Raw genomic sequence first — 22,451 nt, 5'->3', positions numbered from 1 at the left:
TTGTGAAAAGGAAGAGGTTGGCTTGATCCTCCATCTTCACCAGGGGAAATGGGCATTACTGTTTTTTCCCGACTGCGGCCAGATATAATACGAATTCTTCCTCGCCATCGAGCCCCAATATCTGGTCAATTAGCGCCTGGTCATAGATACCTATGGCGCAGGTCCCGGCGCCGATAGATTCGCTGGCCAGGTACAAATTCTGACAGACATGCCCGACATCGATTAAAATCTTTTTATGAGCGGTCAAATCATATTTCCACTCCGACCTATAAGGAGTTGTACTCCAAATAAACAGCACTGCCGCTTTGCTGGCAAAGCGGGGTACGAATGGTTGATCAAGAGTGATTTGATTTATCTTATGCTCAATCTCCTCTAATTTGGATATCAATAAGAGTTTATGCTCTTGGGGTAAGTAACGGTATAGACCTTGTGCGATTGTTTCTATATTGCGGATCAATAAATAGGTTTCAAAGGAATGAGTCGCTCCACTGCAGGGAACAGTTCTTAAGGTTAATCCACCCTTTACCCCTGTTACCCCTTGGGTTGCCCACAGTAAATAGGATAGCTCCGCAAGGCTCAAATGTTCACTGCTGTAAAATCTTGTACTTCTTCTTTCCTTAATACAGGTATAGATGTTTTGGGTGGTAAGAATATTTTCGGTCACCGCCGGGAGATCAATTATCTGTGAATCAGGCTCATACGGTTTAAATTCCGGAGGTTTGGGTGTTCCCTTCATTTTATCTGTTTTTAAGGTGGCGAACTCCGAAAAATTGGATTTGAGAAAGCGCCTGTTTTCAGCGTATCGGTTCATTTGTTTCACTCCTTACATTTAGTTTTTTAAAATTCTTTTTACAATAGCATTACGTAAGAGGTGATGCGGTTTCTATTCTTTCTAATTTATAAAGAACCGGATGAAGTCCGTCAGCGCAACTGAAAATTTCAGTTCCTTTCTGCTTTATCCAAGGATAATCGTGCCCCAAGGCTAAAAACACAACCTTATCTTGAAGTCCCGCCCAGGCCCAACTGCAAAATCCATCCGGTTTATGACAATTCTTCGCAATAAACACTTGCCCTTCTTGATATTTCGCACACACTGCCGGGACCCCTTCCGAGGCATACTCTTCATAAATAGCGCCAACATCAAGTTTTTTGAGAACTGAAATCTTTACGTCATAATATTTTGTTGCGCCCATTTTTTAACCTCTTTCCCGTCTTCCGTCTGCCCGGTAAAGTCAGGCATCTACTAACAAATCCACGAACTTGAAATTAACCGTATCCACAAGTCCCCGGTTAGTCAGTCTCAGCTCAGGCAGAACGGCCAGGGCAAGTAGTGAGGTGGTCATAAATGGCGATACCAAATCGCAACCCAGCTCCCGCCATGCTTTCTCAAGGTCCGCAACTTTCCCGGCAACTGTTTCGGCAGGCTCTTCACACATCAGCCCGGCGATAGGCAAGGGCAGCAGCGCCATAACCCGGCCGTTTTTGACAGCCACCAGTCCTCCGCCGGCTTCGGCAAGAGTATTCCCGGCCAGGGCCATGTCCGAATCATTGGTGCCTACAATCAGCAGGTTATGGGCGTCATGGGAAACCGTTGACGCCACAGCCCCTTCTTTTAAGCGAAAGCCTTTGACAAAGCCTTTCCCCATGCTGCCGCTGGCTTTATGGCGTTCGATTACAGCAGCTTTTATGATATCCTGATTTAAGTCCGTCTGAACTCTGCCGGCCTCCACAGCTAAGCTGCATTCCCTGTGATAAGTCCCAACCTTGGCCTCCATAATTTCTATGACACGAACCTTGGCGTGCTGCGGAGCCGGAGCCGGTAGGGAGACCGCAAAATCCTCAGCCACCAGCTTTCCGGCCAGATGCACAGTTTTCCGCGCATAGTCCGGATAGGAACTTCCGGAAATTGCGACCGTCAGCTGTCCGTTTTCCGCAACCAGCTCGCCATTAATGATTACTTTTTCAACCTTAACCTTCGTCAAGTCGCTGAGCACCAGAATGTCCGCCCAGCGGCCGGGAGAAATACTGCCAAGATCCCTGCTCATTTCAAAGCATTGAGCAACATTGATCGTCACCATTTGCACAGCCGTGACCGGATTGACGCCCTCTTCTATGGCCCGTTTAACGATATGGTCAAGGTGACCCAGGGCGACCAAAGTTTCAGGGTGCGTGTCGTCACTGATTAGGGTGGCATAGCGTGTATCGATGCGGTTCTCAGTGATACTTCTTACAGTCTCCTTTAAATCATGCCAAGCGGAACCTTCCCGCAGTTGGGCATACATGCCCAGACGCATTTTGGCCAGAGCATCTTCCATTCGCACAGACTCATGACAGCAGCGCACGCCGGCAGCCACGTAGGCATTTAAGCCTGCGCCTGTTTCCGGCAGCGAATAGTGTCCGGTGATGGTCTTATTGGCGTTTAACGTTGCCTGAAGCTCCTGATGAATAGCCGAATTGCCCTTGATGACTCCGGGAAAATTCATCATTTCCCCTAAACCCACAACCTCGTTCCAGGTCATAGCTTCTTCTATCTCTTTAGGTCCCAGTTCTGCCCCGGTGTCTTCAAAGCCCGGGGCGGCCGGGACACAGGAAGGCATTGCGGTATAAACCCTGAGGGGTACATTGCGGCCATCCTCGATCATCAGGCGAACCCCATCCATGCCCAGAACATTGGCCATTTCATGCGGGTCCATGAAAATAGCCGTCGTTCCATGCGGGATGACGGCGCGGGCGTATTCTTTGACCGACAGCATACTGCTTTCCACATGTATATGTCCATCCATGAACCCAGGCGTAATATAGTGCCCTTTGACATCTATAATTTGAGTAGTTTCCCCGATGGTATGCGAAGCATCTCCCACCAGAGCTATTCTGCCCTGGGTTATCGCAACATCAACCCCCGAAACGATTTCCGCCGTATTGACATTCACCAAGCGGGCATTCCTTATGACTGTATCCGCCGGTTCCCTTCCCTGAGCAACTGCTGCCAATTTCTCCGTCACTTCTGCTAAAGCATACCTTCTTTTTATCATAAGTGTCAGTCCTTTCGCTTTGTTCATGGCACTAGTAAAATTATAGGTGTGCATAATCTCTCGCCTTAGAGGTGTCTGCCCTACTTTTCTTCTCTTAGTTAACCTTAAATTCCCGTTTCCATTGGTCCGTTTTTAGCCAATTATATAATTCCTTGGACTTTAAGTACGTGATCTCTCCCGCGTCATTAAAGACAATAACATTCTGTACATACTGGACTCTATAACCCGGGTCTGAAATACTGATGGCTTTGCCATACTTGTCCAGAAAAATAATTGCCATACCTGTCTTTTTTATTTTGGCTATGTAATAAGCAGGGTAAATGGTAATCAGGTGTTTGCCTGAAACATAAAGTTGCAGGCGAGCTGGTCCAATATTAGTGACATGATGAATCACCTCTTGTGATTGAGGTACTTTCCCGGCATAGAATGTGGCCTGATTTAACCATGAAGCTACTTGTCCTAAAGCGTTCTTGGGATGATACGGAGTCCATCCGATACCGGCGGCCGAATCACCTTGAATGACAATCTCCTGTATGGACGCCGGCATATTAAAGGCAAAGGTGTCATTCCTTGTCGCTAAACTTAAGCAAAGGATTGAGATTAAAACCAAAATAGAGACTGAGAAAACCATTGTGCCTTTGAGCATAATCTTCCTCTCACTTTTTCTTAATAACTATTCAGGTTTTGTACCAAAGGCAATCTTTGCACTTAACAACCGATTTGGATGGTCATAACCTTAATTACATGTGTTTTCTGTTGAGCATCAACCTTCAAACTTTCCTTGATTTTCCGGTAACCCAGGCCAGACCAGAATTTCATTCCTTTAGGGTTTTCTTCAAGTACGCCTAGCCGAAAAGATTTTGCTCCTAATTTAACCGCCCATTGAACTAAGGTTTGGTGAACCAGTTTGCCCAGACCCTTATCCCTCTGTTGGGGGGCAATACAAAATAAGCCCAGCATCCATTCCCCTTCTCCGGGGAAGTTTTTCACCAGATCAATAATTCCAATCAGTTCATCGGTGTCATTAAAAATCCCCAAAACAAACTTATCCTCATAATTTTTACCTGGAGGCAAGGCGTTAAATATTTCTAAAGTATTCTTTTCCGACGGCTGTTCTCCTTCATGCAATAAGTAATAATCTGAACATTTTTCGTTTAATTCCGCAACAGCCTTCAATTCATCTAAAGTCAGTGTTCCTATTTCATACCCATTTTCAAGTTTGAGGTTCACCATGTTAATTATACCTCACTAAGATTAATCCTTTAGCCCAATACTAACACTATCCCCAGCATGCTTAAGTTGTGCGGTACTAATTTTCGAGAACTTCTCTTTCCCTGACAGCCAAAGATACCTATCTATTTCCTGCAAATTATACCGTTCAAGATTGTAGAAAGCTCTGAACTTAAGTAAGATCTCCTTAAAAGCCGCATAGTCTTTTAAATCATAATTGCTGAAATCAGAAAAACCATCCTGATCTCTAAAATATCTGAGCATCCGGTCCACGTAACTGTCATAGATAGGAAAAGCAAGGGGTTTATGCTGGCTGCAGTACTTTGTGGCAAAAGAATAGAAATTCTTCACGCTCCCATTATCTATCGTAACTTTGGCAATGTCATTGACCAGTGTCATATCGTCCGCTTGAAGTCTCTCATCAATCTTCAAATCAAGGATATGTTGTGCGATCTGAAGCGGAAAGTATACATTTGTGCTATAGAAGGCATTCAAAGTTGAAACCTTAATCAGCACATCATTGATATCCGTATTAGCGGGATAAGTTCTGGAGAAGAGTTTAGTCAAGGCCCTTTCCTGTAAAAGATAATTTTCCAGGCTGCTCCAAAAAACTAAATAGTTTTCAACTTCATTGCAGCTAGGCCGGGGAACATTAGCCATGACAAAATTCCTCCCTCAAATGTTACATTTGAAAGTTAAAACCTTCCTGTATACTTTTCAAAAACATCGCAACAATTTCGGGGTCAAATTGTGTTCCGGAATTGTTGCGAATTTCATTTAACGCTTGTTCCGCACTTAAAGGATTACGGTATGGACGCTCGCTGACCATGGCGTCATAGCTGTCGGCTAAGGCAATGATGCGTGAAACCTTGGGAATTTCTTCACCCTTCAATCCTTTGGGGTAACCGTTGCCATCCCATCGTTCATGGTGAGCCAGAATGCCCTCCGCTAATTCCACCATTTCATAGGATGAGCTGAGTATTCTGTAACCAATATCCGGGTGGAGTTTAATCTGCTCCCACTCTCGGGGAGTTAGTTTCCCCGGTTTATTAAGTATCCCCTCTTCAATGGCAATTTTGCCGATATCATGAAGCAATCCAACCACTTTGAGCCTGTTGATTTCAATCTCGGACAGTCCTATGGCTTTGCCTATGGCTTGACATATCTGGCTTACTCTTTTGGAATGTTCCTCTTCCCGGGGATTTTTTTCATGTAAGGTACTAATAATGGTATTGATAATATTCCCTCTCATGCCCTTGTGTTCAATAATTTTGTGCTTATACATAATATCCTCGGCATATTTCAACACTTTAAGGATATCCTCATCCTGCGTCTTCTTTGTCTCCCAGCCAAAGGAGAGACTGATACCAACTGCATTGATATATATTTTAGCATGCAGCTCTTTTAGGCAATTAACAATTTTCTCCGCTTCTTCGTTGCTGGTCTTCGGCAATAAAATGACAAACTCGTCTCCTCCCCAGCGGGCGACAATGTCCTCTTTTCTACAGACACTTTGAATCGCTTTCGCAACTTTCCGTAAAAGCTCGTCTCCCTTATCGTGTCCGAAAGCGTCGTTAATAATCTTCAGTCCATTGACATCCCCTAAAATTATCGAAACCGGCAGATTCATTTCCGTATCCAGCCGCTTTATTTCCTGCTCATAAAATCTCCTGTTGTAGAGACCCGTCAAGGCATCGTGATAGCTTAAATAGCGATTTTCCTCCTCCCTTTTTTTGCGGGCGGTTATATCTCGCACAATACTGAGAAGAACTCGTTTATCCTTTAAAAAAGTACCGTGGGAACTGACTTCAACATCAATCATCGTGCCATCTTTGCATTGATGAACTGTTTCAAAAATAATCCCTTCTTTGTCTGCGAGCTCCATTTGTCCGGTAATATCTGAAATGATTTCACGCGGCCTCAAATCAAAAACGGTCAACACAGAGAATTCCAGCTGAGAATAGCCATAAGTTTTCATGGCTGCATTGTTCACTTCCAGGATATGTCCCTTCTTGTCAACAAAGAGCATTGCATCATTGACATTCTCAGCGAGTACTTGATATTTTTGCAACCGTTCGTGCAAGTGCTTCTGTTCCGTGATGTCTATACCTATTCCGGCGAAATAGAGCTTTCCCGCAATCATTACCGGACTGGCCCGGAAATACATAGGGATTTTGGAGCCGTCTTTGGTTTGCAAATCCGCTTCAGCATCGCCAAATCCGTTCTCGTATACTCTTTTAATCCCTGCGCTGATTGCTGTTTGGCTCTTGAGATCACCTTTATACCAATCAAATAAATTCATGTGGGCCAGTTCCTCACAACTATACCCAGTCATACTTTCATGACTTTTGTTCCATCTCACCAGCTTACTTTGATCATCGTAAAGATAAATCATTCCCGGCGCACTATTAAATAAGGCATCTGTGAGCATTCTCTCTTTATTCAGCTCATCTTCGACCCGTGTCTTTTCGACAATCTCTTCTTCCAATACGGAATTTAAATCCTGAAGCTGCCGTGTACGCTCAACAATCTTAGTTTCTAACTCCTGATTTAAGAGGTTTAGTTCTTCTTCCGCATTTTGCCGTTTATTAATTTCTTCCTCAAGAGTGGCATTAATCTCTTCTAACTCAGAATTACTCTCTTCCAGTTGTCCTGTTCTTTCCCTGATTTTTAATTCCAGCTCATTGTTCAGATTTTTAATCTCTGCTTCATTAACGATCGTCTGCTTAATTTCGTGGAGTAAAAAAAAGTTTTGGGCGGCGAGGTTCGAGAGTTGCTGTACATTAAGAAAAAGAAAGTTACAGATATTTTCAAATTGCAACTTAGACATGCGCTGAACATTACCTAAGGCTTTTTCATAAACGTCAGGCTTAATTCCGACAACATCAGCATATTGCAATAAACCACTTAGTTCATAGCCTTCATCAAGCACTTGGCCAACAAGCCAGTTGGCAATATGCCGACCGTCAACAACAATACTCACTCCTCCGTCAAGAAGCCCGCTGCTCAAACATCTTTGGATTTGGGGTCCCTTTTTGCTGGGACCGCCTACCAAAGAATCGGATAACAAGCAATTTCGCAAACCTGCTTCCGTTGCGCGAATGAGATTGCATAAATCACAAAAGCCGCTGGGTTTAGTTATTGGGGTTCCGTCCGGTTCCGTGATAATTGAAGCTACACCTGTGGCGGCAGAAAACAAATCTTGGAGTGTTTGGATTTTATGTAGATCAAATAACTCAGAAAACTTATACCGGGTATTTTGAATACAACCATAAGATGTAGCTTTTTCACTCATACTTTACACCTTATTCCTATTAAGTTTTGTCCTGCTTTTGAAGTCCCAACAAGTCTGATATGATTTCACTGAATATAGAACGTTTTATGTGGATTATTCTAAAAGATCGTTTGATATACCGGCGCCAGAGCGAAAGTATGTCACTACCTGGGTTAACTTCCCCCTCCTCCTTAAAATTAAATTATGCTCCCGCACTTCCTAAAACGAGGCTGCAAATTACACAAAATAAAATGCAGCCAAAAATTATATTGGCTGCTTCCATTGCTATTCTCATTTAAGCAACCAGGCTGTCATATTCCCAAAGGAACTTAGACCCTATGGTTTTGCGTCCCGCACTTTCGTATGGTTTGCCAATCGTATAATATTGTCTGATTAAGCCTTTAGCCCCACCATAATGAGACTTAACGCCTATAATACCTATAATATATGACAAAATATTCATTTTTTCAATACATATTGATATATTTTATTCAAAATTACAGATTTTGATAGGTTATTATCCCAATTTCTTTTCACAAGTTACTAATTTCGCCCGATCTTACCCTATAGAGATAACATACGTAGAGTAAGAAACCGACAAGAGTGATCAGAGTAGCGATTAGAAAAGTAACTTGATAGGAGAAATACTGAGTAACCATTCCCATAACCAAAGCCCCCAGGCCAAGTCCGCCGTCAAAAGCGATGAAGAAAGTCGAGACTGCCGCTCCCCGGTCGCTATGGCCGGCCCGATCTACTGTCCAGGCTAAAATTGACGGTTGTGCCGCGCCGAAACCGGCAGCGTATACGACACCGACTAAAAGAAGCAGAGGGAAAGACCAGGTGTAGGCCAAAAGGAGGGTTCCGGCGGCTAAAAAGAGCATTCCAGGTATAATGGCGGCTTTGCGGCCGAACTTATCCGAGAGCCGTCCCCAGATTCCTCTCGTAAGGAGTAAAGTTACAGCATAGATGATGTAATAAAAAGCGTAATCTGACATACCCAGAAAATGTCCCGTAATGCCCCGCTCCATTACCAAAGTAGGCAAAAAACTGACCACACAGCCATAGCCAATACTGGCGGTCATCATCACAAATCCTGGCAGGAGAGCCGCCCGGCTCAAACGCGGTCCTCTGGGACGATCAACTGATGGCTGGTAGCGTTCGCGCACCGACCAGGCAAAGGCTAAGGCGGGAAGCAAAGTAATCGCGGCTCCCCAAAAAACAGCCTTATAGTTGCCTAACTGAAGCAATAGCACCCCAATAAATGGACCGATCGCCATAGCAACATCCATGAAATTGGAGTAATAACCCATAGCTTCACCTCGGCGTTTGCCGGGGACAACATCGGCGACTATAGTGCTAATTGCCACAGGCACCACAGACCAGCCGATACCGTGCAAAACCCGGATCAGGATGACCCACCAAAGTGCATGGACCAAGGGGTAAATCAGGAAGGAAACCAGAATGATAACCAAGCCAAACATCAAGATGAGACGGCGGCCACGGCTATCCAGAAATTGTCCCACTACCGGACGAATTGCCACGGCTACTAAAGTGAATATTCCCATGACCAGGCCAACGGAAGCAACTGATCCTCCCAGCTGCAAAACATAATACTGAAGCGTTGACAGGAGATAATAGAAACTGCCAAAAACTAAAAAACTCGTAATATCAATGAAAAGAAAATCTCTTGTCCAAAGGCGGTTTTGTTCAGACATACTCATTGCCCTCCCTGCCTAACTAATCGTTTAGAAATTGTCTAATCGTCACCGGAGCCAAGGCTATTTTTTTCTTCATAAAGTCTGCCGAGTATTCTCTTTAAAATATTAAGTGTTTGTTCCGCCTCCTCCTCTGTTAAATCTTTGGTGATGATATCCACTATTTCCAAAAAAGTTGACCTTATCTTGGGGGAAACTTGTTTTCCTTTCTCAGTTAGATAGAGATGATAGACGCGTTTGTCATTTTCATCCCTCTTTCTGGTGACATACCCCTTAGCCGTCAAATTCTTCAGGGCTTTAGCGGTAGTTGACTTGCCAACGTATAAAAAATTGCTTAACTCGATTTGGCTTATTCCCTCGCTTTTGGAAATCACATACAAAAAATCCTGTTGTCCGCTTTTGATGTCTAGATTTCGCAATTTATAATTGATCAAGCTCTGAGTGACCCTATAAATTGCTGCATTGTAGCGGCTGATATTCGGCAAAATCACCCCTCCTCAACTAGTTTCCTTGGAAACTGGTTTTAGTATACGAAAAATTGGTGTCAAAGGCAACTGTTTTATAGAGGAAACTGATTTTATCTAAAAAGCCGGACCATACTAAAATGATCCGGCAATTTCCCAGTCACTGATTCCTAAATCAGCCTCAGTTCCGTTAGTAATCTTATGTCCTTAAAAGCTCATTGAAACGGAATAAATAAAGCGCAAATTTGTTCCAAAATCACCTCAGGTTGATAACCGCGCACCTCTCTTTGAAAGGAATAGGAATCCCGGCTCAAAGCCATCAGCAACATATCCGCTCTAAAGACGCTGTCAAAATGATTTTGCTCAGTTGCATTCATTTCCTCAAACAGTTCAACTAAGAGCTGGTGTAACTCCTCGAAGATGGGACTTCGCGTCCTGGAGCGCAGAGGGTTAGGCGAGGGAAAATCCTCGACTCCCGTAAGCAGCTGCGCCTTTTTTTCTCTGAAACGGATAAATAAACTGAGAATTCCTTTTAGCCGCCAGCTTGGCGGTGCGGAACAATTTTCCTGCAGATAGATTTCGATATCATCAAAAAGCAGGATAACGTTATCCTTAATTAAATCCAGACACAATTCCCCTTTATTCCGATAACGGCGATAAAGCGTTCCCGGACCGATCTGGGCTTCAGTGGCGATTTGATTCATACTGACTTGTTCAACACCGTTTTGCTCAAATAACCTAAAAGCCGCATCCAATATGCGCTGCCGATTTTCAGCGGCATCCCGGCGTTCGGAACGCCCCCGGCTTGTCTCTGAACTGTACATCATTCATCACTTCCTCAACGTAAATTGTCAAACTCCTCTTGACAAATGGAGAATTCCCCGGTTAATATAAATGGAGATGTCTCCGTTTATATTAACATAAAGAAAAGAGGTTGTAAAACATGCAACATCACGACAATAAGACCGCTCTGTTGGTCAGGTGCGGCCTTGCCGCCGGCGGCGTCCTCCCGGCCGTCACCTCGGGCTAAAGCCCAAAACCGGAAGCTCTGTAGAAAATCTGAGCAAAAGCGAGCGCCCTTTTAACTGGCCAAAGAAGCGCCCGCCATGGGAGTCATAAAGGAAAGGTGGCTTATATTCATGCCGATTTGGAAAAGAAATTTATTCGTTTGCTGGTTTGGAATGTTTGTAGCAGGCATAGGTATGAGTCAGATTGCCCCGGTATTGCCGCTTTATATACAGCATTTAGGCGTTCACAGCATGTCTGCCGTTGCCCAGCTTTCAGGAATCGCCTTTGGTATTACCTATATAATCTCTGCTGTTTTCTCGCCTATTTGGGGCCATGTCGCTGACAAGGTCGGGCGAAAACCGATGATTCTGCGGGCAAGCCTGGGCATGGCCATAATTATAGGCTGCATGGGGTTTGCACCGAATGTCTATGTTCTAATCGGCTTAAGATTAGTGCAGGGGGCTATCACCGGGTATGGTACAGCCTGCACTGCACTGATTGCAACCCAGACGGATAAGGAGCATGCGGGATATGCCTTAGGCACGCTTTCCACGGGAAGTATTGCCGGTTCTTTGCTGGGGCCGATTATCGGCGGTTTTATCGAAGAGCGCCTTGGCTTTCAACCCGTCTTTTTCATAACGGGCGCCCTGCTGCTGATTGCCTTTATTCTGACGGCTTTATTTGTCAAAGAATCCTTTGTCCCTAAAGAGAAAAAGGCGACCGGCCTCAAGGCGATATGGCAGGGTGTTCCGGAAAAGAGCCTGACGATTGTCCTGCTTGTAACCTTTTTTATTTTAACTCTGGGACTGTATTCTATCGAACCCATCGTAACCGTTTATGTCACTCAATTAACTAAAGGCGCCGGTCATGTCGCACTTTTGGCCGGATTGGCATTTTCAGCCTCAGGTCTGGCCAATATCATAGCCGCCCCACGACTGGGAAAACTTTCGGATAAAATAGGAGCGCATAAAGTCATAACCGTTGCTCTTGTGATTGCCGGAATCATTTATATACCCCAAGCCTTTGTGAAAAATCCGTGGCAATTGACGGGCCTGCGCTTTTTATTGGGTTTAACGATAGCGGGTCTGAATCCTTCCGTGAATACTCTGGTTAAGAAAATTACACCGGATTCTCTGACAGGCGGAGTTTTCGGTTTTACCATGTCGGCAGGGTATCTGGGCGTATTTGGAGGTTCTGTTTTGGGTGGCCAAGTGGCAGCCCGTTTGGGTATTCAATACGTCTTTTTTATCACCAGTGCCTTGCTGCTGATTAATGCTCTATGGGTGTATTTTAAAGTCTACCGCAAGCTTAGTCTTAAAGAAAAACTGAGTGTTTAACTTGGTGGGAGAACAATTGCAAGTCAGCCTCCGTGCCTTTACTTTTGACGGATACAATTTCTCCCCCGCTCTTTGGCTTCATACAAAGCGCCGTCAGCGCGATTGAACATTTTATCCAAGGAACAATCATTTTCCGGCTGGTCCGTAACTCCGAAACTGGCTGTTATGTGCAAAGTTATCCCGTTGAACTCAACCAGTAGATTTTCGATGGCAGCACGTATGCGCTCCGCTACAAGCAGCGCCTCCGAAATTTGAGTCTCCGGGAGGATAATAGCGAACTCCTCTCCCCCGATCCTTCCCACGATATCACTGCTTCTCAGCTGCTGATTTACCGCCTTGGTAATTTCCTTTAAAACAATGTCGCCCGTTTGATGTCCGTATGTATCATTAACCGCTTTAAAATGATCCACATCGTAAATTATCAAAGACACCGGTCTGCGGTAGCGGTGGGCCTTGCTGATCTCCTGTTCGCCCAAAGACAGAAACTGGCGGCGGTTGAAAATACCCGTTAAAGAATCCGTCGTTGCCAGGCGATTTAACTCTTCTTCGATCAATTTTCTGGCGGTAATATCATTGATCGCCGCCATTATAACCGGATCACCAGCCCATTCCACTTGAGTTGCGGAGAGCAACACCCAAAAGGCCCGACCCTGTTCATCTCTCAGCTGCAGTTCCCGGTCAAGCACCCGGCCTCTTTTCTGAATTTCCACAAAAATTTTCAGCCGTTCCTCCGGTAAAGCGAAGTAAGCCGAGACTTTCCTGCCTACCGCTTCCTGGGGCGGGACTTGGAACAATTCCGCGGCAAAGTGATTAATATAAAGGACGGACTGGTCCGCTAATCCCGTGACAACCAGCGGAAAAGGCACTGTTTCAACCATCAACCGGAACCGCTCTTCGCTGCTGCGCAGCTCATTTTCCTGGTTCCGGTTGTGTAACACTATGGCATACAGTTCCCCCAACCTGGAGATCATCCTCAAATCTTCTTCACTATAGCCGCGCGGGGAATTAGCTAAGGCTATTTGTCCCAAAAGGTTTCCGCCAAACATAATAGGCACTGCAAGATAATTTTGCAGTGCTAAATGTCCTTGGGGCAACCCTTTTGCTGCCGGATGTCTCCCCGGGCTGTTGGTAAAAAATGCAGTGCGGGTGTTAAGAGCGTGGCCCCATAAGCCATGATATAAAGAATGTGGTTTTTCCGGCAAAGCGTACAATGAGGCCGGAACGGAACAACCTTCTCTGAGCATGTCTGTCAAGGTGTTGCTGATGTGGGCCTGTGTTTTGGACTCAATAGTAGAAACAAAGCCGTGCTGACTCTCAGTTAAAGATTTTGACTTATCTAAGACGATCCGGTACACCTGATCAATGGTAGCGGCCGGACTAATGATTGCGGACGACAGTTCGGCCAGTGCAGCATTCAGCTTATGTAATTGTTCTTGTTGTTTGTTAGTTCCGACAGAAGAGCTCAAACTTAAATACCTTCTTTGCAATGTAAATAAGTCAACTAAATTTTAAATAAACCTTTGTCTGGCGGTCTCTCGATAATAAGCTCCTCGCTAATCCTTTTAGCTTTAACATCGGATCGTTAATTATTCCATCCTGATAGCGCATAAGCTCTTATCCCTTTAGGCAAGGAAAAGGCAAAATTTCCGTACTCCTTTTATTCTATATAGTTTGCTAATATCCTCCAACTTCAAAACATATAGAAAAAAGACGCCTAAAGTTTTAAGCGTCAATGATACTCCCTGGTAAGACAAACCAATCAGGTGTCCTTCACTTTCCAATAAAGATAACTGCTTATTTATTGGTCTTGTTACTTAGCTAATTCATAGATTGCATGAGCATAGATCTTAGCGTTAAGCAGCAAATGTTCGATCTCAATATACTCGTTGGCCTGGTGATCAAGATCCTCTTCCCCGGGCAGTATCGGCCCAAAGGCGACAATATTAGGCATTTCTTTGGCGTAAGTACCGCCGCCGATCGCTAACAAAGTGGCCTCCTGGCCAGTCTGTTCCGTATAGACTTTCTGCAAGGATTTAATTAAAGGATGATCAACAGGAAAATACAAAGGCTTTTGGTGCAGGCTGAGTTCAACCCCGATTCCTGTCCCCTCCAAGCGCTGGTAGAGCAAATCCAGCATATCCTCAAGGCGATAAGTTACCGGATAGCGTAAATTTAAAGTCAAGCGCACTTCGTTGTTCTCCAGGGAAATAATCCCCACATTAAAGGACAACTTCCCGGACTCTTTGTCCTCAAGGCCGACCCCAAAAGACTTGCCGTCCGTCTCCATCCCGACATAGTTATTGAGAAAAGCGATAAATTTGGCCGTCTCGCCGTTACCCAAAGGCAATTTCTCCAAGCATTGAAACATCTGCATGATGGCATTCTTGCCCAAGTGAGGCAGGCTGCCATGAGCTGAAACACCCTTGGTTTTAATAAACACAGTGTTGTCCTGAGACTCGGCCCAAATAGGGTAACCGGTAGTGCCGGCGAAGTCTTCAACGATTTGGCTGACTTGAGCCGGGTCCTTTGCCAGGATTGCAGCCTCGCAGTAATCCGGCACCATATTGGCCCTTTGCCCTCCTTTAATACTCTTAATTACGACCTCGCCCTCATCTCCCCGACCCAGTTCTTTCACCAAATCTAAAAAAGTAATTCCTTTTTCGGCATAGATAATCGGATATTCGGCGTCAGGTGTAAAACCGGATATTGGGACCTTTTCATGGGCCAGATAGTGCTCCATTTCCTGACAGCCGCTTTCTTCATTGGTGCCAAATATAACTCTGACCCTATGCTTTAAAGGCAGCTGCAGATCCTTAAGCGCTTTCAGGCCAAAAAGGGCAGCCACAATCGGCGCTTTATCATCCATGGTTCCCCGTCCATAAATTTTCCCGTCATGAATTTCCGCGGCGTAAGGGGGATAAAGCCAGCCGTCGCCTTCAGGCACCACGTCAAGATGCCCGAGGACTCCCACGTAGTCTTCTCCCTCACCGTACTCGGCATAGCCGATGTAGCCGTCTAAATTGACTGTTCGGAAACCCATTTCCCGGGAAAGCGCCAGTGCTTTATTGAGAGCCTCATTAACGGCAGCACCGAAAGGCATACCTTCCAGGGCCTCCTCCTGAACGCTCCTGATGCGCACAAGTTCCTGAACGGATTGAACCAGGTCGTCTTTATAGCGCTCAATTTGTTGATTTAGTTCCATCTTTAACCCTCCTCCATTTGCGGACTTCTCCTAAACAAGATCCAACCTTTTTTATTAAGATAGTTCAAATAGGAGATTAGTCTCTGATACCTGGGATCAAACTCCGCCCCAAAATCTGTTTGCAGTTTTTGTCCGATCTCGAACACTGTACTCCGGTCATCAATATAGGACCAGACCTGAGAGCCTATTTCATCCAATTCAAGATCACTGCTATAGGGTTTTTTCACCAACCAGCGCGCAAACTTTTCAATCAGTTTGTCATGTTCAAAGAGAAGCAGCACTTTGCCATCGCGAATTTCCCACTGTTTGTGTTGTCTCCGGGGGATATAACACAAATAATTATCTTCTCGCTTTTTCTGCCTGAGAATAGACATTGGCTTAGCCATTCTGTTTTCCATCTTTCTTAATTGTAACACGATACATCCAGATCGCTAAGAGAACATAAAGTATGGTCGCAGTATAAGGGCTGCCAGTGATGCCCGGTAAAATATTGGCTCCAAAACCGATGTTGACACTTAGCGTAGCAAAAAGCGCAATCACAATGCCCATGATAGCATCCCCGGCGACCAGACCCGAAGAGAGCAGAATGCCTTTTTCCACCCGTTCCTTTTGTTGCGCACTGTTGTTGCGGAACTTGTAGTCAACCAGCACCCTTACCAAACCGCCGATCAGGATACCGGCACTGAGATGAATGGGCAGATAAAGCCCCAGGGCGACGGGCAAAATCGGCAATCTCATTAAAGCGCACATTACTCCGAAGGTTACCCCGATGATAACCAGAACCCAGGGCAGTTGTCCTGTCATAACTCCTTTAACCACCATGGACATTAAAGTCGCCTGAGGAGCCGCAACGGCATCGGAACCGATTCCGTAGGTATGATTGAGCATAAGCAGCACTAAACCGGAAAAAACGGAGGAAAAAACCACACCGGCGTACATGCTGAATTCTACCCGCTTCGGTGTGCCCCCAATGATGTGGGTGGTCTTAAGCGCTTGGGCGGCATCACCGGATACGGCGATAGCGATGCAGACGATAGAACCGGCCAGAATAGCGGCGATCATACCTTGCTGACCGGTCATGCCCGTAGCTTTCAGGACAGCTGTGATGAAAAGCAACGAAGCAATGGTCATTCCGGATACCGGATTGTTCGAAGCGCCGATTATACCGCACATTCTGGCGGACACCACGGCAAAGAAAAAGGCGAAAATGACTACCAGAAAAGATCCTATCGGGCCGATAGATATCATCGGCAAAAGCCAAGCCAGGAGGAAAACAAAGACCGCTGCCCCAATAACCCAGATTATAGGAGCGTCTACATCCGTACGTTTGGTACTGGCGCTTCCTTTACCCAGCCCCCCCATGGCCGATCTGAAGGAACGGATGATGGTGGGCAAGGATCTGCCCAAACTGATAAAGCCGCCGGCGGCCACTGCCCCGGCCCCTACGTATCTGATATAACTGCTCCAGATAGCGGAGGCGCTCATTTGCGAGATTAAGGTCTGGGAAGGAAACAAGGGTGTGGTCAGCCCCGCACCGACGTATTTAATTAAAGGAATTAAACCAAACCAGGCTACCAGAGCACCAGCAAACATGTAAAGTGCAGCCTCAATGCCGATAATAAAACCTACTCCGGCCAGGGAAGCCAGAGTATCAATGCCAAAGACAGTACTCTGCAGCGACTTGATGGTCCACTGCGGTTCTTCCATCCAGAGGGCAAAACCGCCGGATAAAAGTTTATACCCGCCGCCGTACAACAAGCCTGTAAGTACTGTCTTAAATCCGCTGCCCCCCGAACTGCCTGTAGCCAGGATTTCAGCAGCAGCCATACTCTCGGGAAAAATAAGTTTTCCGTGTTCTTCAACGGTAAGATATTTGCGCAGGGGAACAACGAAGAAAATACCGATTAAGCCTCCCAACAAGGTGGCGACTACAATCGTCGACAATTTTAACTCTAAACCCCAGATGATAATTGCCGGCAGAGTAAAAATTATCCCCCCGGCCAGTGCTTCGCCCATAGCGGCAATGGATTGAATCATATTAGCTTCTAAGACGTTATTCCGCTTAAAGAGCCCTTTAAGAATTCCGGTAGCCAGAACCGCCGAGGGAATGCCTGCCGCAATGGTCATCCCTACTTTTAAGCCGAGGTAAGTATTGGCGGCAGCAAAAAGTGCCGCAAGCAAAACCCCCATGATGATGGACACCACTGTGATTTCAGGCATGGCCTCGCTGGCAGGTATGTAAGGAATATAATCCTCTCCACTGACTCCGCCGTAGGCCGAATGATCCAGGCCTTTCTTTTCCATTCTGTAACCTCCTAAGATAGATTAATATTTCGACATGATTTTATATTATTTTACATTTTACATTCAAATATCAAAATAATTGCGGCACACTGTTTACATGCTATCCTCCAGTTGTTTAAATCTATTAAGGACTAAATTCACACTATTTCAAAATGGCCCAAAACAGCTTTGTCCTCTACACGAGGACATTTTCGGCCATTGTCCACTCATAGAGTACTACAACAGCTCTTACTAAGAGAGCCATGTTTCCCCACACAAAGCAGCATAGGAATCCTCTGGCTGACTCCCTAAACCTCTGACAGAAATTTTCCTGAAAATTTAGGCGACACTTTACCAACCTTGCTAACTGAAAAACCGGATGCAATTCTCCACAAAAAGGAGAAAACACATCCGGTTTTCTATACTATGACTATGATTACGATTATAATTACAATTATGATTATCTATAATATTACTATATCCTCACGGGCTAATGACCAAATAAAGAAGACTTGCTTCAGGTGGAGTTTTAACTCCATCTGAAGCTTAGTCGCACTTATCCAGGGACTTGGCCGCTCTTAACTCACCGCTTGCCGCAGCGGGAGTCTTAGAGCGGATTAGTCAGCGGCTAAATGCCATTATTTAACTAAGCTCCCGGATTATCTGTACATAAATCCACCGGCCACTAAAAGTTCTTCACCCGTGACCCAGGAGGCTTCTTCACTGCACAAATAGGCGATGACGTCCGCCACTTCCGACGGTTTTCCCATGCGTTTAAACGCCGTCTTAGCAACTAAATCCTCCAGCACCTCTTCAGGTACAGCCCGCATCATCTCAGTATCAATCACGCCAGGGCGCACACAGTTGACATTAATATTATGCCGGCCCCCTTCTTTTGCCAAACTCTTAGTAAAAGCAATAATCCCTGCTTTGGTAAAGGCATAATTAGCCTGTCCGGCTTCGCCGCTGGCATTTGTTGAAGACAAATTGCAAATCTTTCCGTATTTCTGAGCTTTCATAAGCAGCCAGGCTTCCTGGGTGCAATTGAACAGTCCTTTGCCATTGACGGCAATAACATCATCCCATTGTTTCTCAGTCATTTTATGAAAGATGGCATCCCGGGTAATTCCGGCGTTATTGACCAGGATATCCACGGTACCAAACTTTGCGGCAATGGCTGCAAAAGCAGCTTTTACCTCGGGACGGTTGACGATATTACATCCCAGCCCCATGGCCTTATCGCCGCTGGGATCAAGTTCCAAGGCCAATTGTTGAGCTCCGGCGGCATTGACGTCCATAATGGCAATCTTGGCGCCCTCGGCGTAAAATTTTCTCACAATCGACTCCCCGATACCTTTGGCTCCACCTGTAATTACGGCAACTCTTCCCTCGAACTTCGACATGAATAACTCCTTCTTCCTTAATTATAAATTATAATAAATAACAAGAGCAATAAACGCTTTAATACTTTTTCGCTCCGAGATAGCTTTCCACAACCTTGGGATCATTGCGGATTTCGGCTGCTTCCCCTCCCAGGGCAATGCGGCCGGTTTCCAAGACATAGGCTCTATCGGCGACCTTTAACGCCATGTTGGCCATTTGTTCAACCAGCAAGATCGTCGTCCCTTGCTCCGAAAGTTTCTGAAGCATATCAAAAATGCTTTTGACATAAATCGGCGCTAAACCGGCAGAGGGCTCGTCAAGCAACAGCAACTTAGGCCTCGACATCATCGCCCGGGCAATAGCCAGCATTTGCTGTTCCCCGCCGCTCAGAGTCCCTGCGAACTGTTGGGACCGTTCCTGCAAAATGGGGAAAAGATCGTACATCTGCTCAATAGACTTGAGAAACTTTTGTTTGTCTCTCCTAACCAGATATCCTCCCAGGACAAGATTTTCATACACCGTGTGCTGAGGAAATACCTGTCTGCCTTCAGGGCACATGGCCAGCCCCAGCTTCACTATTTTCTCTGCCGGCGTACGGGAGATAGTCCGGCCCTCAAAAGTAATCTCACCTTGAGTCGGTTTAAGCAAACCTGTTACTGTTTTCATGATTGTGGTTTTACCCGCCCCGTTAGCTCCGATAATAACGACAACTTCCCCCTGATTTACCTCAAAAGAAACCTGCTTGATAATCTCTACCTTGCCGTAGCTGACATTAATATTATTGACTTTCAGCATACTTCCACCACCTCGTCTTTACCGAGGTAAGCTTCAATGACTTCTTGATTCCCCTGTATTTCCAGCGGAGTACCCTCAGCCAGCTTCTTACCAAAGTTGAGAACAGTAATGGCGTCCGAAATATTCATGACAAAATCAATGTGGTGCTCGATTAAAAGAATAGTGATTCCCCTACTCTTTATTTCCTCAATAATCTGAGCTAAATTTCTGATCTCGACCTCATTAAGCCCGGCCGCCGGCTCATCCAGTAACAGCAAGTCCGGTTCCATGGCCAAAGCCCGGGCAATTTCCAGCAATCTCTGCTGTCCGGCGGATAGACTGTCGGCAAACTCGCCGGCTCTGTCCTCCAAGCCCACCATCCTCAGCAAAGCCCAAGCACGTTGGCGGGCAACCTTCTCTTCCCTGCGGCCCCGGCCGGATTTAAAGGTAAAATCAAACAAGTTGCTGTGGTATTGACCATGCCGGCCGACCATGATATTTTCCAGAACGCTTATTTTTCCGAATACCTGAACACTTTGGAAGGTGCGGCTAATTCCGGCCAAAGCAATTTTGTAAGGTTTTATATTGTTGATTTCCTGACCGTTAAACAGGACCCGGCCTTCGTTAGGCTTATATACGCCCGTGATGATGTTGATCATCGTGCTCTTGCCTGCGCCGTTGGGTCCGATTAAAGAATGAACCGAGCCTTTTTTAACCGCCAGGGACATATCTTGGATGGCATTCAATCCCCCAAAACGTTTGGTGACGTTTTCCAGAACCAGCAAAGTAGCGTTCTCCTTGTTCTGGTGTCTATCGGCGATAGGATCTATTGCAATTTCCCTGGGTTTTTCCACATCAGTTAATTTGGGGAACTTTCTGATGATGGCGCCGCTTATACCATAGGGCAGACCAATTACGACAACAATCAGTAATAAACCATAGACAATCAAACGATACTGTTCCAAGGCTTGTAAGTATTCGGGAAGGATAGTTAACAGCAACGTGCCGATAATCGGTCCGGCTATCGTCCCCTGCCCCCCGATAATGATAGTCAGGAGGAAGAAAACCGAGAGGTTAAAGGTAAACGTATCCGGACTGATATAACTGCTCAAAAATGTATAGAGGCAGCCTGCCAATCCCGCCAACACTGCGCTTAAGACAAAGGCCATCAACTTGTAGCCCATGATGTTGATGCCCATACAGCCCGCCGCTGTTTCATTGTCTCTTATGGCTGAAAAGGCTCTGCCAATCGGACTTTTCATCAGATTATTGGCCAGCCACAATACCAGCAGGCAGATAGCCAAAAGCAGATAATAGACCTGCGACTCGCTTAAAGGCTGTCCCCCTATTTCGATGAAAGGGACTGAAATGCCACCGGGTCCTCCTGTAAGTGCTGCCCACTCCACTAAAACTTTTTCCACGATAACCCCGAAGCCAATAGTGACAAGAGCCAAATAAAGTCCGGATACTCTCAGCGTGGGAATACCTACGATAAAACCGCAAATGCCGGCCACTGCCATGGCGGCAGGTAAACACAGCCAAAACGACAAACCCAGATTTGCCCCCAGGATGCCCCCCGTATAGGCGCCTACGGCATACAAACCCGCCTGACCCAAAGACACCTGTCCGGCATATCCCGCCACTATATTCAGGCCTGTCGTCAGGACCAAATAGATCAAGGTCAGACTTAAAAGCCTTAAGTAATAGGAGCCGGCTGCGGGACCGGCCAAAAACCCGATCAGTACCAGGGCGCCCAAGAGAACTATTAATTTTTGCTCTTTATTAAACTTTCTTCTCATATGCCACACCAAATATCCCTTCCGGTTTGATACTAATAGCCACTATGATAATCAAGAAGGCGATTGCATCTTTATAGCCCGGTGTCACCTGAGTCATAGCCAGAGCTTCTAATATTCCCAACAACAGTCCTCCGGCAAAAGCCCCTTTACTGTTTCCGACACCGCCAATAATGGCTGCCCCAAATCCTTTTAAACCTATAGTCGCCGTCATTTGAGGCCCGACAAAGGTTATCGGACTGATTAAGATACCGGCAATAGCGGCAATAATACCGCTCATCGCAAAACAGGCGAGAATTATTTTCTGAGAACTTATCCCCATCAGCCTTGTGACGTTATGGCTAAAGGACGTAGCCTTTATGGCACTGCCAAGGATTGTTTTCCCCAGTACGACATTGAAAAAAAGGGCTATTAAAAAGGTAATAACCAGCACCCAAATATCATGCGGGAGTATTTTTATGCCCAGGATATTGACTAATTCGGACCCGCCAATCGGCGGAAATGCTTTAGGCTGAGTACCCCAGACAAGCATGGCGACATTGGTAAAGACAATGCCGGCGCCAAGGGTTGCCATCAACCAGCCCAGGGAATTGCCTAATTTGTCGCCAAAAGGCCGAACCGTGCCATAGTACAATAGGATGGCTATAATGGCCACGGCCAGGCAAGCCAGTATAAGGCCGGGAAGGAAGGGAATCCCGGCGGTTACAATAAAGGTGAGCCCAAACATAGCTCCCAGCATAACAATTTCACCGTGGGCGAAATTGATGATACCCGTCGTGGAATAAATGATATTAATAGCCAAGGCCAGCAGGGCATAGATACATCCCATGACCATTCCGCTCTCCAAAGCTTGAAACATTCCATCACTTCCTTTGATTAGTTTCCGAATTCACTGCGGCGAATAATCTGCTAGAATGTTCGGTGGAATAACTTAGCCAAGTTATTCCACCAAT

19 protein-coding genes and 1 riboswitch are annotated in these 22,451 nt (G+C 45.8%); of the genes, 1 reads left to right on the top strand and 18 read right to left on the bottom strand.

Annotation, left to right across the window (positions count from 1 at the left end; genetic code table 11):
* Positions 1-55: 55 nt before the first annotated feature.
* The 10 genes from REC12_RS13425 to REC12_RS13380 all read right to left on the bottom strand — a co-directional run bounded on the left by REC12_RS13425 (position 56) and on the right by REC12_RS13380 (position 10,542).
* Positions 56-811 carry a SagB/ThcOx family dehydrogenase gene (locus REC12_RS13425; protein ID WP_308895250.1) on the bottom strand — a complete coding sequence of 252 codons (756 nt, stop codon included), beginning with the start codon at positions 809-811 and terminating at the stop codon, positions 56-58.
* Between the two features lie 49 nt (positions 812-860).
* Positions 861-1,193, bottom strand: coding sequence for a TIGR04076 family protein (locus REC12_RS13420; protein ID WP_308895249.1), 333 nt, complete (start codon positions 1,191-1,193; stop codon positions 861-863).
* A gap of 39 nt (positions 1,194-1,232) precedes the next feature.
* Positions 1,233-3,032 (bottom strand): adenine deaminase, encoded by a 1,800-nt coding sequence (ade, locus tag REC12_RS13415; RefSeq protein WP_308895247.1) that lies wholly within the window; start codon positions 3,030-3,032, stop codon positions 1,233-1,235.
* Positions 3,033-3,126: 94 nt separating this feature from the next.
* Positions 3,127-3,678, bottom strand: coding sequence for a hypothetical protein (locus REC12_RS13410; RefSeq protein WP_308895245.1), 552 nt, complete (start codon positions 3,676-3,678; stop codon positions 3,127-3,129).
* A 62-nt stretch (positions 3,679-3,740) separates the two neighbouring features.
* The gene (locus REC12_RS13405) at positions 3,741-4,265 is read right to left on the bottom strand and encodes a GNAT family N-acetyltransferase (protein WP_308895243.1); all 525 of its coding nucleotides are present in this window, start codon (positions 4,263-4,265) and stop codon (positions 3,741-3,743) included.
* A gap of 21 nt (positions 4,266-4,286) precedes the next feature.
* On the bottom strand, positions 4,287-4,922 hold the full coding sequence (locus tag REC12_RS13400) for a Dag1 family anti-phage DNA glycosylase (RefSeq protein WP_308895241.1): 636 nt from the start codon (positions 4,920-4,922) through the stop codon (positions 4,287-4,289).
* 22 nt (positions 4,923-4,944) lie between these two features.
* Positions 4,945-7,557, bottom strand: a complete 2,613-nt coding sequence (locus tag REC12_RS13395; protein WP_308895239.1) for a PocR ligand-binding domain-containing protein — start codon at positions 7,555-7,557, stop codon at positions 4,945-4,947.
* A 274-nt stretch (positions 7,558-7,831) separates the two neighbouring features.
* Positions 7,832-7,919, bottom strand: a riboswitch (cyclic di-GMP riboswitch).
* 150 nt (positions 7,920-8,069) lie between these two features.
* The gene (locus tag REC12_RS13390) at positions 8,070-9,251 is read right to left on the bottom strand and encodes an MFS transporter (RefSeq protein WP_308895237.1); all 1,182 of its coding nucleotides are present in this window, start codon (positions 9,249-9,251) and stop codon (positions 8,070-8,072) included.
* Between the two features lie 41 nt (positions 9,252-9,292).
* Complete coding sequence (locus REC12_RS13385; RefSeq protein ID WP_308895234.1) at positions 9,293-9,742, bottom strand: MarR family winged helix-turn-helix transcriptional regulator; 450 nt, start codon at positions 9,740-9,742, stop codon at positions 9,293-9,295.
* A gap of 188 nt (positions 9,743-9,930) precedes the next feature.
* Positions 9,931-10,542, bottom strand: coding sequence for a TetR/AcrR family transcriptional regulator (locus REC12_RS13380; RefSeq protein ID WP_308895230.1), 612 nt, complete (start codon positions 10,540-10,542; stop codon positions 9,931-9,933).
* 312 nt (positions 10,543-10,854) lie between these two features.
* On the opposite strand from REC12_RS13380, the gene REC12_RS13375 reads away from it, so the two are divergent.
* Positions 10,855-12,060 carry a multidrug efflux MFS transporter gene (locus REC12_RS13375; RefSeq protein WP_308895228.1) on the top strand — a complete coding sequence of 402 codons (1,206 nt, stop codon included), beginning with the start codon at positions 10,855-10,857 and terminating at the stop codon, positions 12,058-12,060.
* A 38-nt stretch (positions 12,061-12,098) separates the two neighbouring features.
* Here the strand turns inward: REC12_RS13375 and REC12_RS13370 are convergent, their stop codons facing one another.
* The 8 genes from REC12_RS13370 to REC12_RS13335 form a co-directional block, all read right to left on the bottom strand.
* Entirely contained in the window at positions 12,099-13,526 is a 1,428-nt protein-coding gene (locus REC12_RS13370; RefSeq protein WP_308895226.1) for a sensor domain-containing diguanylate cyclase, read from the bottom strand.
* Between the two features lie 344 nt (positions 13,527-13,870).
* A complete protein-coding gene (gene pepV / locus REC12_RS13365; protein WP_308895225.1) occupies positions 13,871-15,262 on the bottom strand; it encodes a dipeptidase PepV in 1,392 nt (463 codons plus the stop codon).
* Between the two features lie 2 nt (positions 15,263-15,264).
* Complete coding sequence (locus REC12_RS13360; protein WP_308895224.1) at positions 15,265-15,648, bottom strand: PqqD family protein; 384 nt, start codon at positions 15,646-15,648, stop codon at positions 15,265-15,267.
* The gene (locus REC12_RS13355; RefSeq protein WP_308895221.1) at positions 15,641-17,566 is read right to left on the bottom strand and encodes an OPT family oligopeptide transporter; all 1,926 of its coding nucleotides are present in this window, start codon (positions 17,564-17,566) and stop codon (positions 15,641-15,643) included. Before REC12_RS13355 ends, REC12_RS13360 begins: the two co-directional genes overlap by 8 nt.
* A gap of 638 nt (positions 17,567-18,204) precedes the next feature.
* Complete coding sequence (locus REC12_RS13350) at positions 18,205-18,948, bottom strand: glucose 1-dehydrogenase (RefSeq protein WP_308895219.1); 744 nt, start codon at positions 18,946-18,948, stop codon at positions 18,205-18,207.
* Between the two features lie 58 nt (positions 18,949-19,006).
* A complete protein-coding gene (locus tag REC12_RS13345; protein ID WP_308895216.1) occupies positions 19,007-19,723 on the bottom strand; it encodes an ABC transporter ATP-binding protein in 717 nt (238 codons plus the stop codon).
* The gene (locus tag REC12_RS13340; RefSeq protein ID WP_308895273.1) at positions 19,717-21,501 is read right to left on the bottom strand and encodes a branched-chain amino acid ABC transporter ATP-binding protein/permease; all 1,785 of its coding nucleotides are present in this window, start codon (positions 21,499-21,501) and stop codon (positions 19,717-19,719) included. Before REC12_RS13340 ends, REC12_RS13345 begins: the two co-directional genes overlap by 7 nt.
* On the bottom strand, positions 21,485-22,357 hold the full coding sequence (locus REC12_RS13335; protein WP_308895214.1) for a branched-chain amino acid ABC transporter permease: 873 nt from the start codon (positions 22,355-22,357) through the stop codon (positions 21,485-21,487). Before REC12_RS13335 ends, REC12_RS13340 begins: the two co-directional genes overlap by 17 nt.
* Positions 22,358-22,451: the final 94 nt, after the last annotated feature.

The organism is Candidatus Desulfosporosinus nitrosoreducens, from assembly GCF_030954495.1.
Lineage (GTDB): Bacteria > Bacillota > Desulfitobacteriia > Desulfitobacteriales > Desulfitobacteriaceae > Desulfosporosinus > Desulfosporosinus nitrosoreducens.
Note: the sequence above shows the minus strand (reverse complement) of the source record. Positions and strands in the feature narration are given on the sequence as shown.

Bases quoted from the DNA above. Each gene is read 5' to 3' on its own strand.
- REC12_RS13425 (WP_308895250.1), bottom strand. From the start codon at position 811: ATGAACCGATACGCTGAAAACAGGCGCTTTCTCAAATCCAATTTTTCG.
- REC12_RS13420 (WP_308895249.1), bottom strand. From the start codon at position 1,193: ATGGGCGCAACAAAATATTATGACGTAAAGATTTCAGTTCTCAAAAAA.
- ade (WP_308895247.1), bottom strand. From the start codon at position 3,032: ATGATAAAAAGAAGGTATGCTTTAGCAGAAGTGACGGAGAAATTGGCA.
- REC12_RS13410 (WP_308895245.1), bottom strand. From the start codon at position 3,678: ATGCTCAAAGGCACAATGGTTTTCTCAGTCTCTATTTTGGTTTTAATC.
- REC12_RS13405 (WP_308895243.1), bottom strand. From the start codon at position 4,265: ATGGTGAACCTCAAACTTGAAAATGGGTATGAAATAGGAACACTGACT.
- REC12_RS13400 (WP_308895241.1), bottom strand. From the start codon at position 4,922: ATGGCTAATGTTCCCCGGCCTAGCTGCAATGAAGTTGAAAACTATTTA.
- REC12_RS13395 (WP_308895239.1), bottom strand. From the start codon at position 7,557: ATGAGTGAAAAAGCTACATCTTATGGTTGTATTCAAAATACCCGGTAT.
- REC12_RS13390 (WP_308895237.1), bottom strand. From the start codon at position 9,251: ATGTCTGAACAAAACCGCCTTTGGACAAGAGATTTTCTTTTCATTGAT.
- REC12_RS13380 (WP_308895230.1), bottom strand. From the start codon at position 10,542: ATGATGTACAGTTCAGAGACAAGCCGGGGGCGTTCCGAACGCCGGGAT.
- REC12_RS13375 (WP_308895228.1), top strand. From the start codon at position 10,855: ATGCCGATTTGGAAAAGAAATTTATTCGTTTGCTGGTTTGGAATGTTT.
- pepV (WP_308895225.1), bottom strand. From the start codon at position 15,262: ATGGAACTAAATCAACAAATTGAGCGCTATAAAGACGACCTGGTTCAA.
- REC12_RS13360 (WP_308895224.1), bottom strand. From the start codon at position 15,648: ATGGCTAAGCCAATGTCTATTCTCAGGCAGAAAAAGCGAGAAGATAAT.
- REC12_RS13355 (WP_308895221.1), bottom strand. From the start codon at position 17,566: ATGGAAAAGAAAGGCCTGGATCATTCGGCCTACGGCGGAGTCAGTGGA.
- REC12_RS13350 (WP_308895219.1), bottom strand. From the start codon at position 18,948: ATGTCGAAGTTCGAGGGAAGAGTTGCCGTAATTACAGGTGGAGCCAAA.
- REC12_RS13345 (WP_308895216.1), bottom strand. From the start codon at position 19,723: ATGCTGAAAGTCAATAATATTAATGTCAGCTACGGCAAGGTAGAGATT.
- REC12_RS13340 (WP_308895273.1), bottom strand. From the start codon at position 21,501: ATGAGAAGAAAGTTTAATAAAGAGCAAAAATTAATAGTTCTCTTGGGC.
- REC12_RS13335 (WP_308895214.1), bottom strand. From the start codon at position 22,357: ATGTTTCAAGCTTTGGAGAGCGGAATGGTCATGGGATGTATCTATGCC.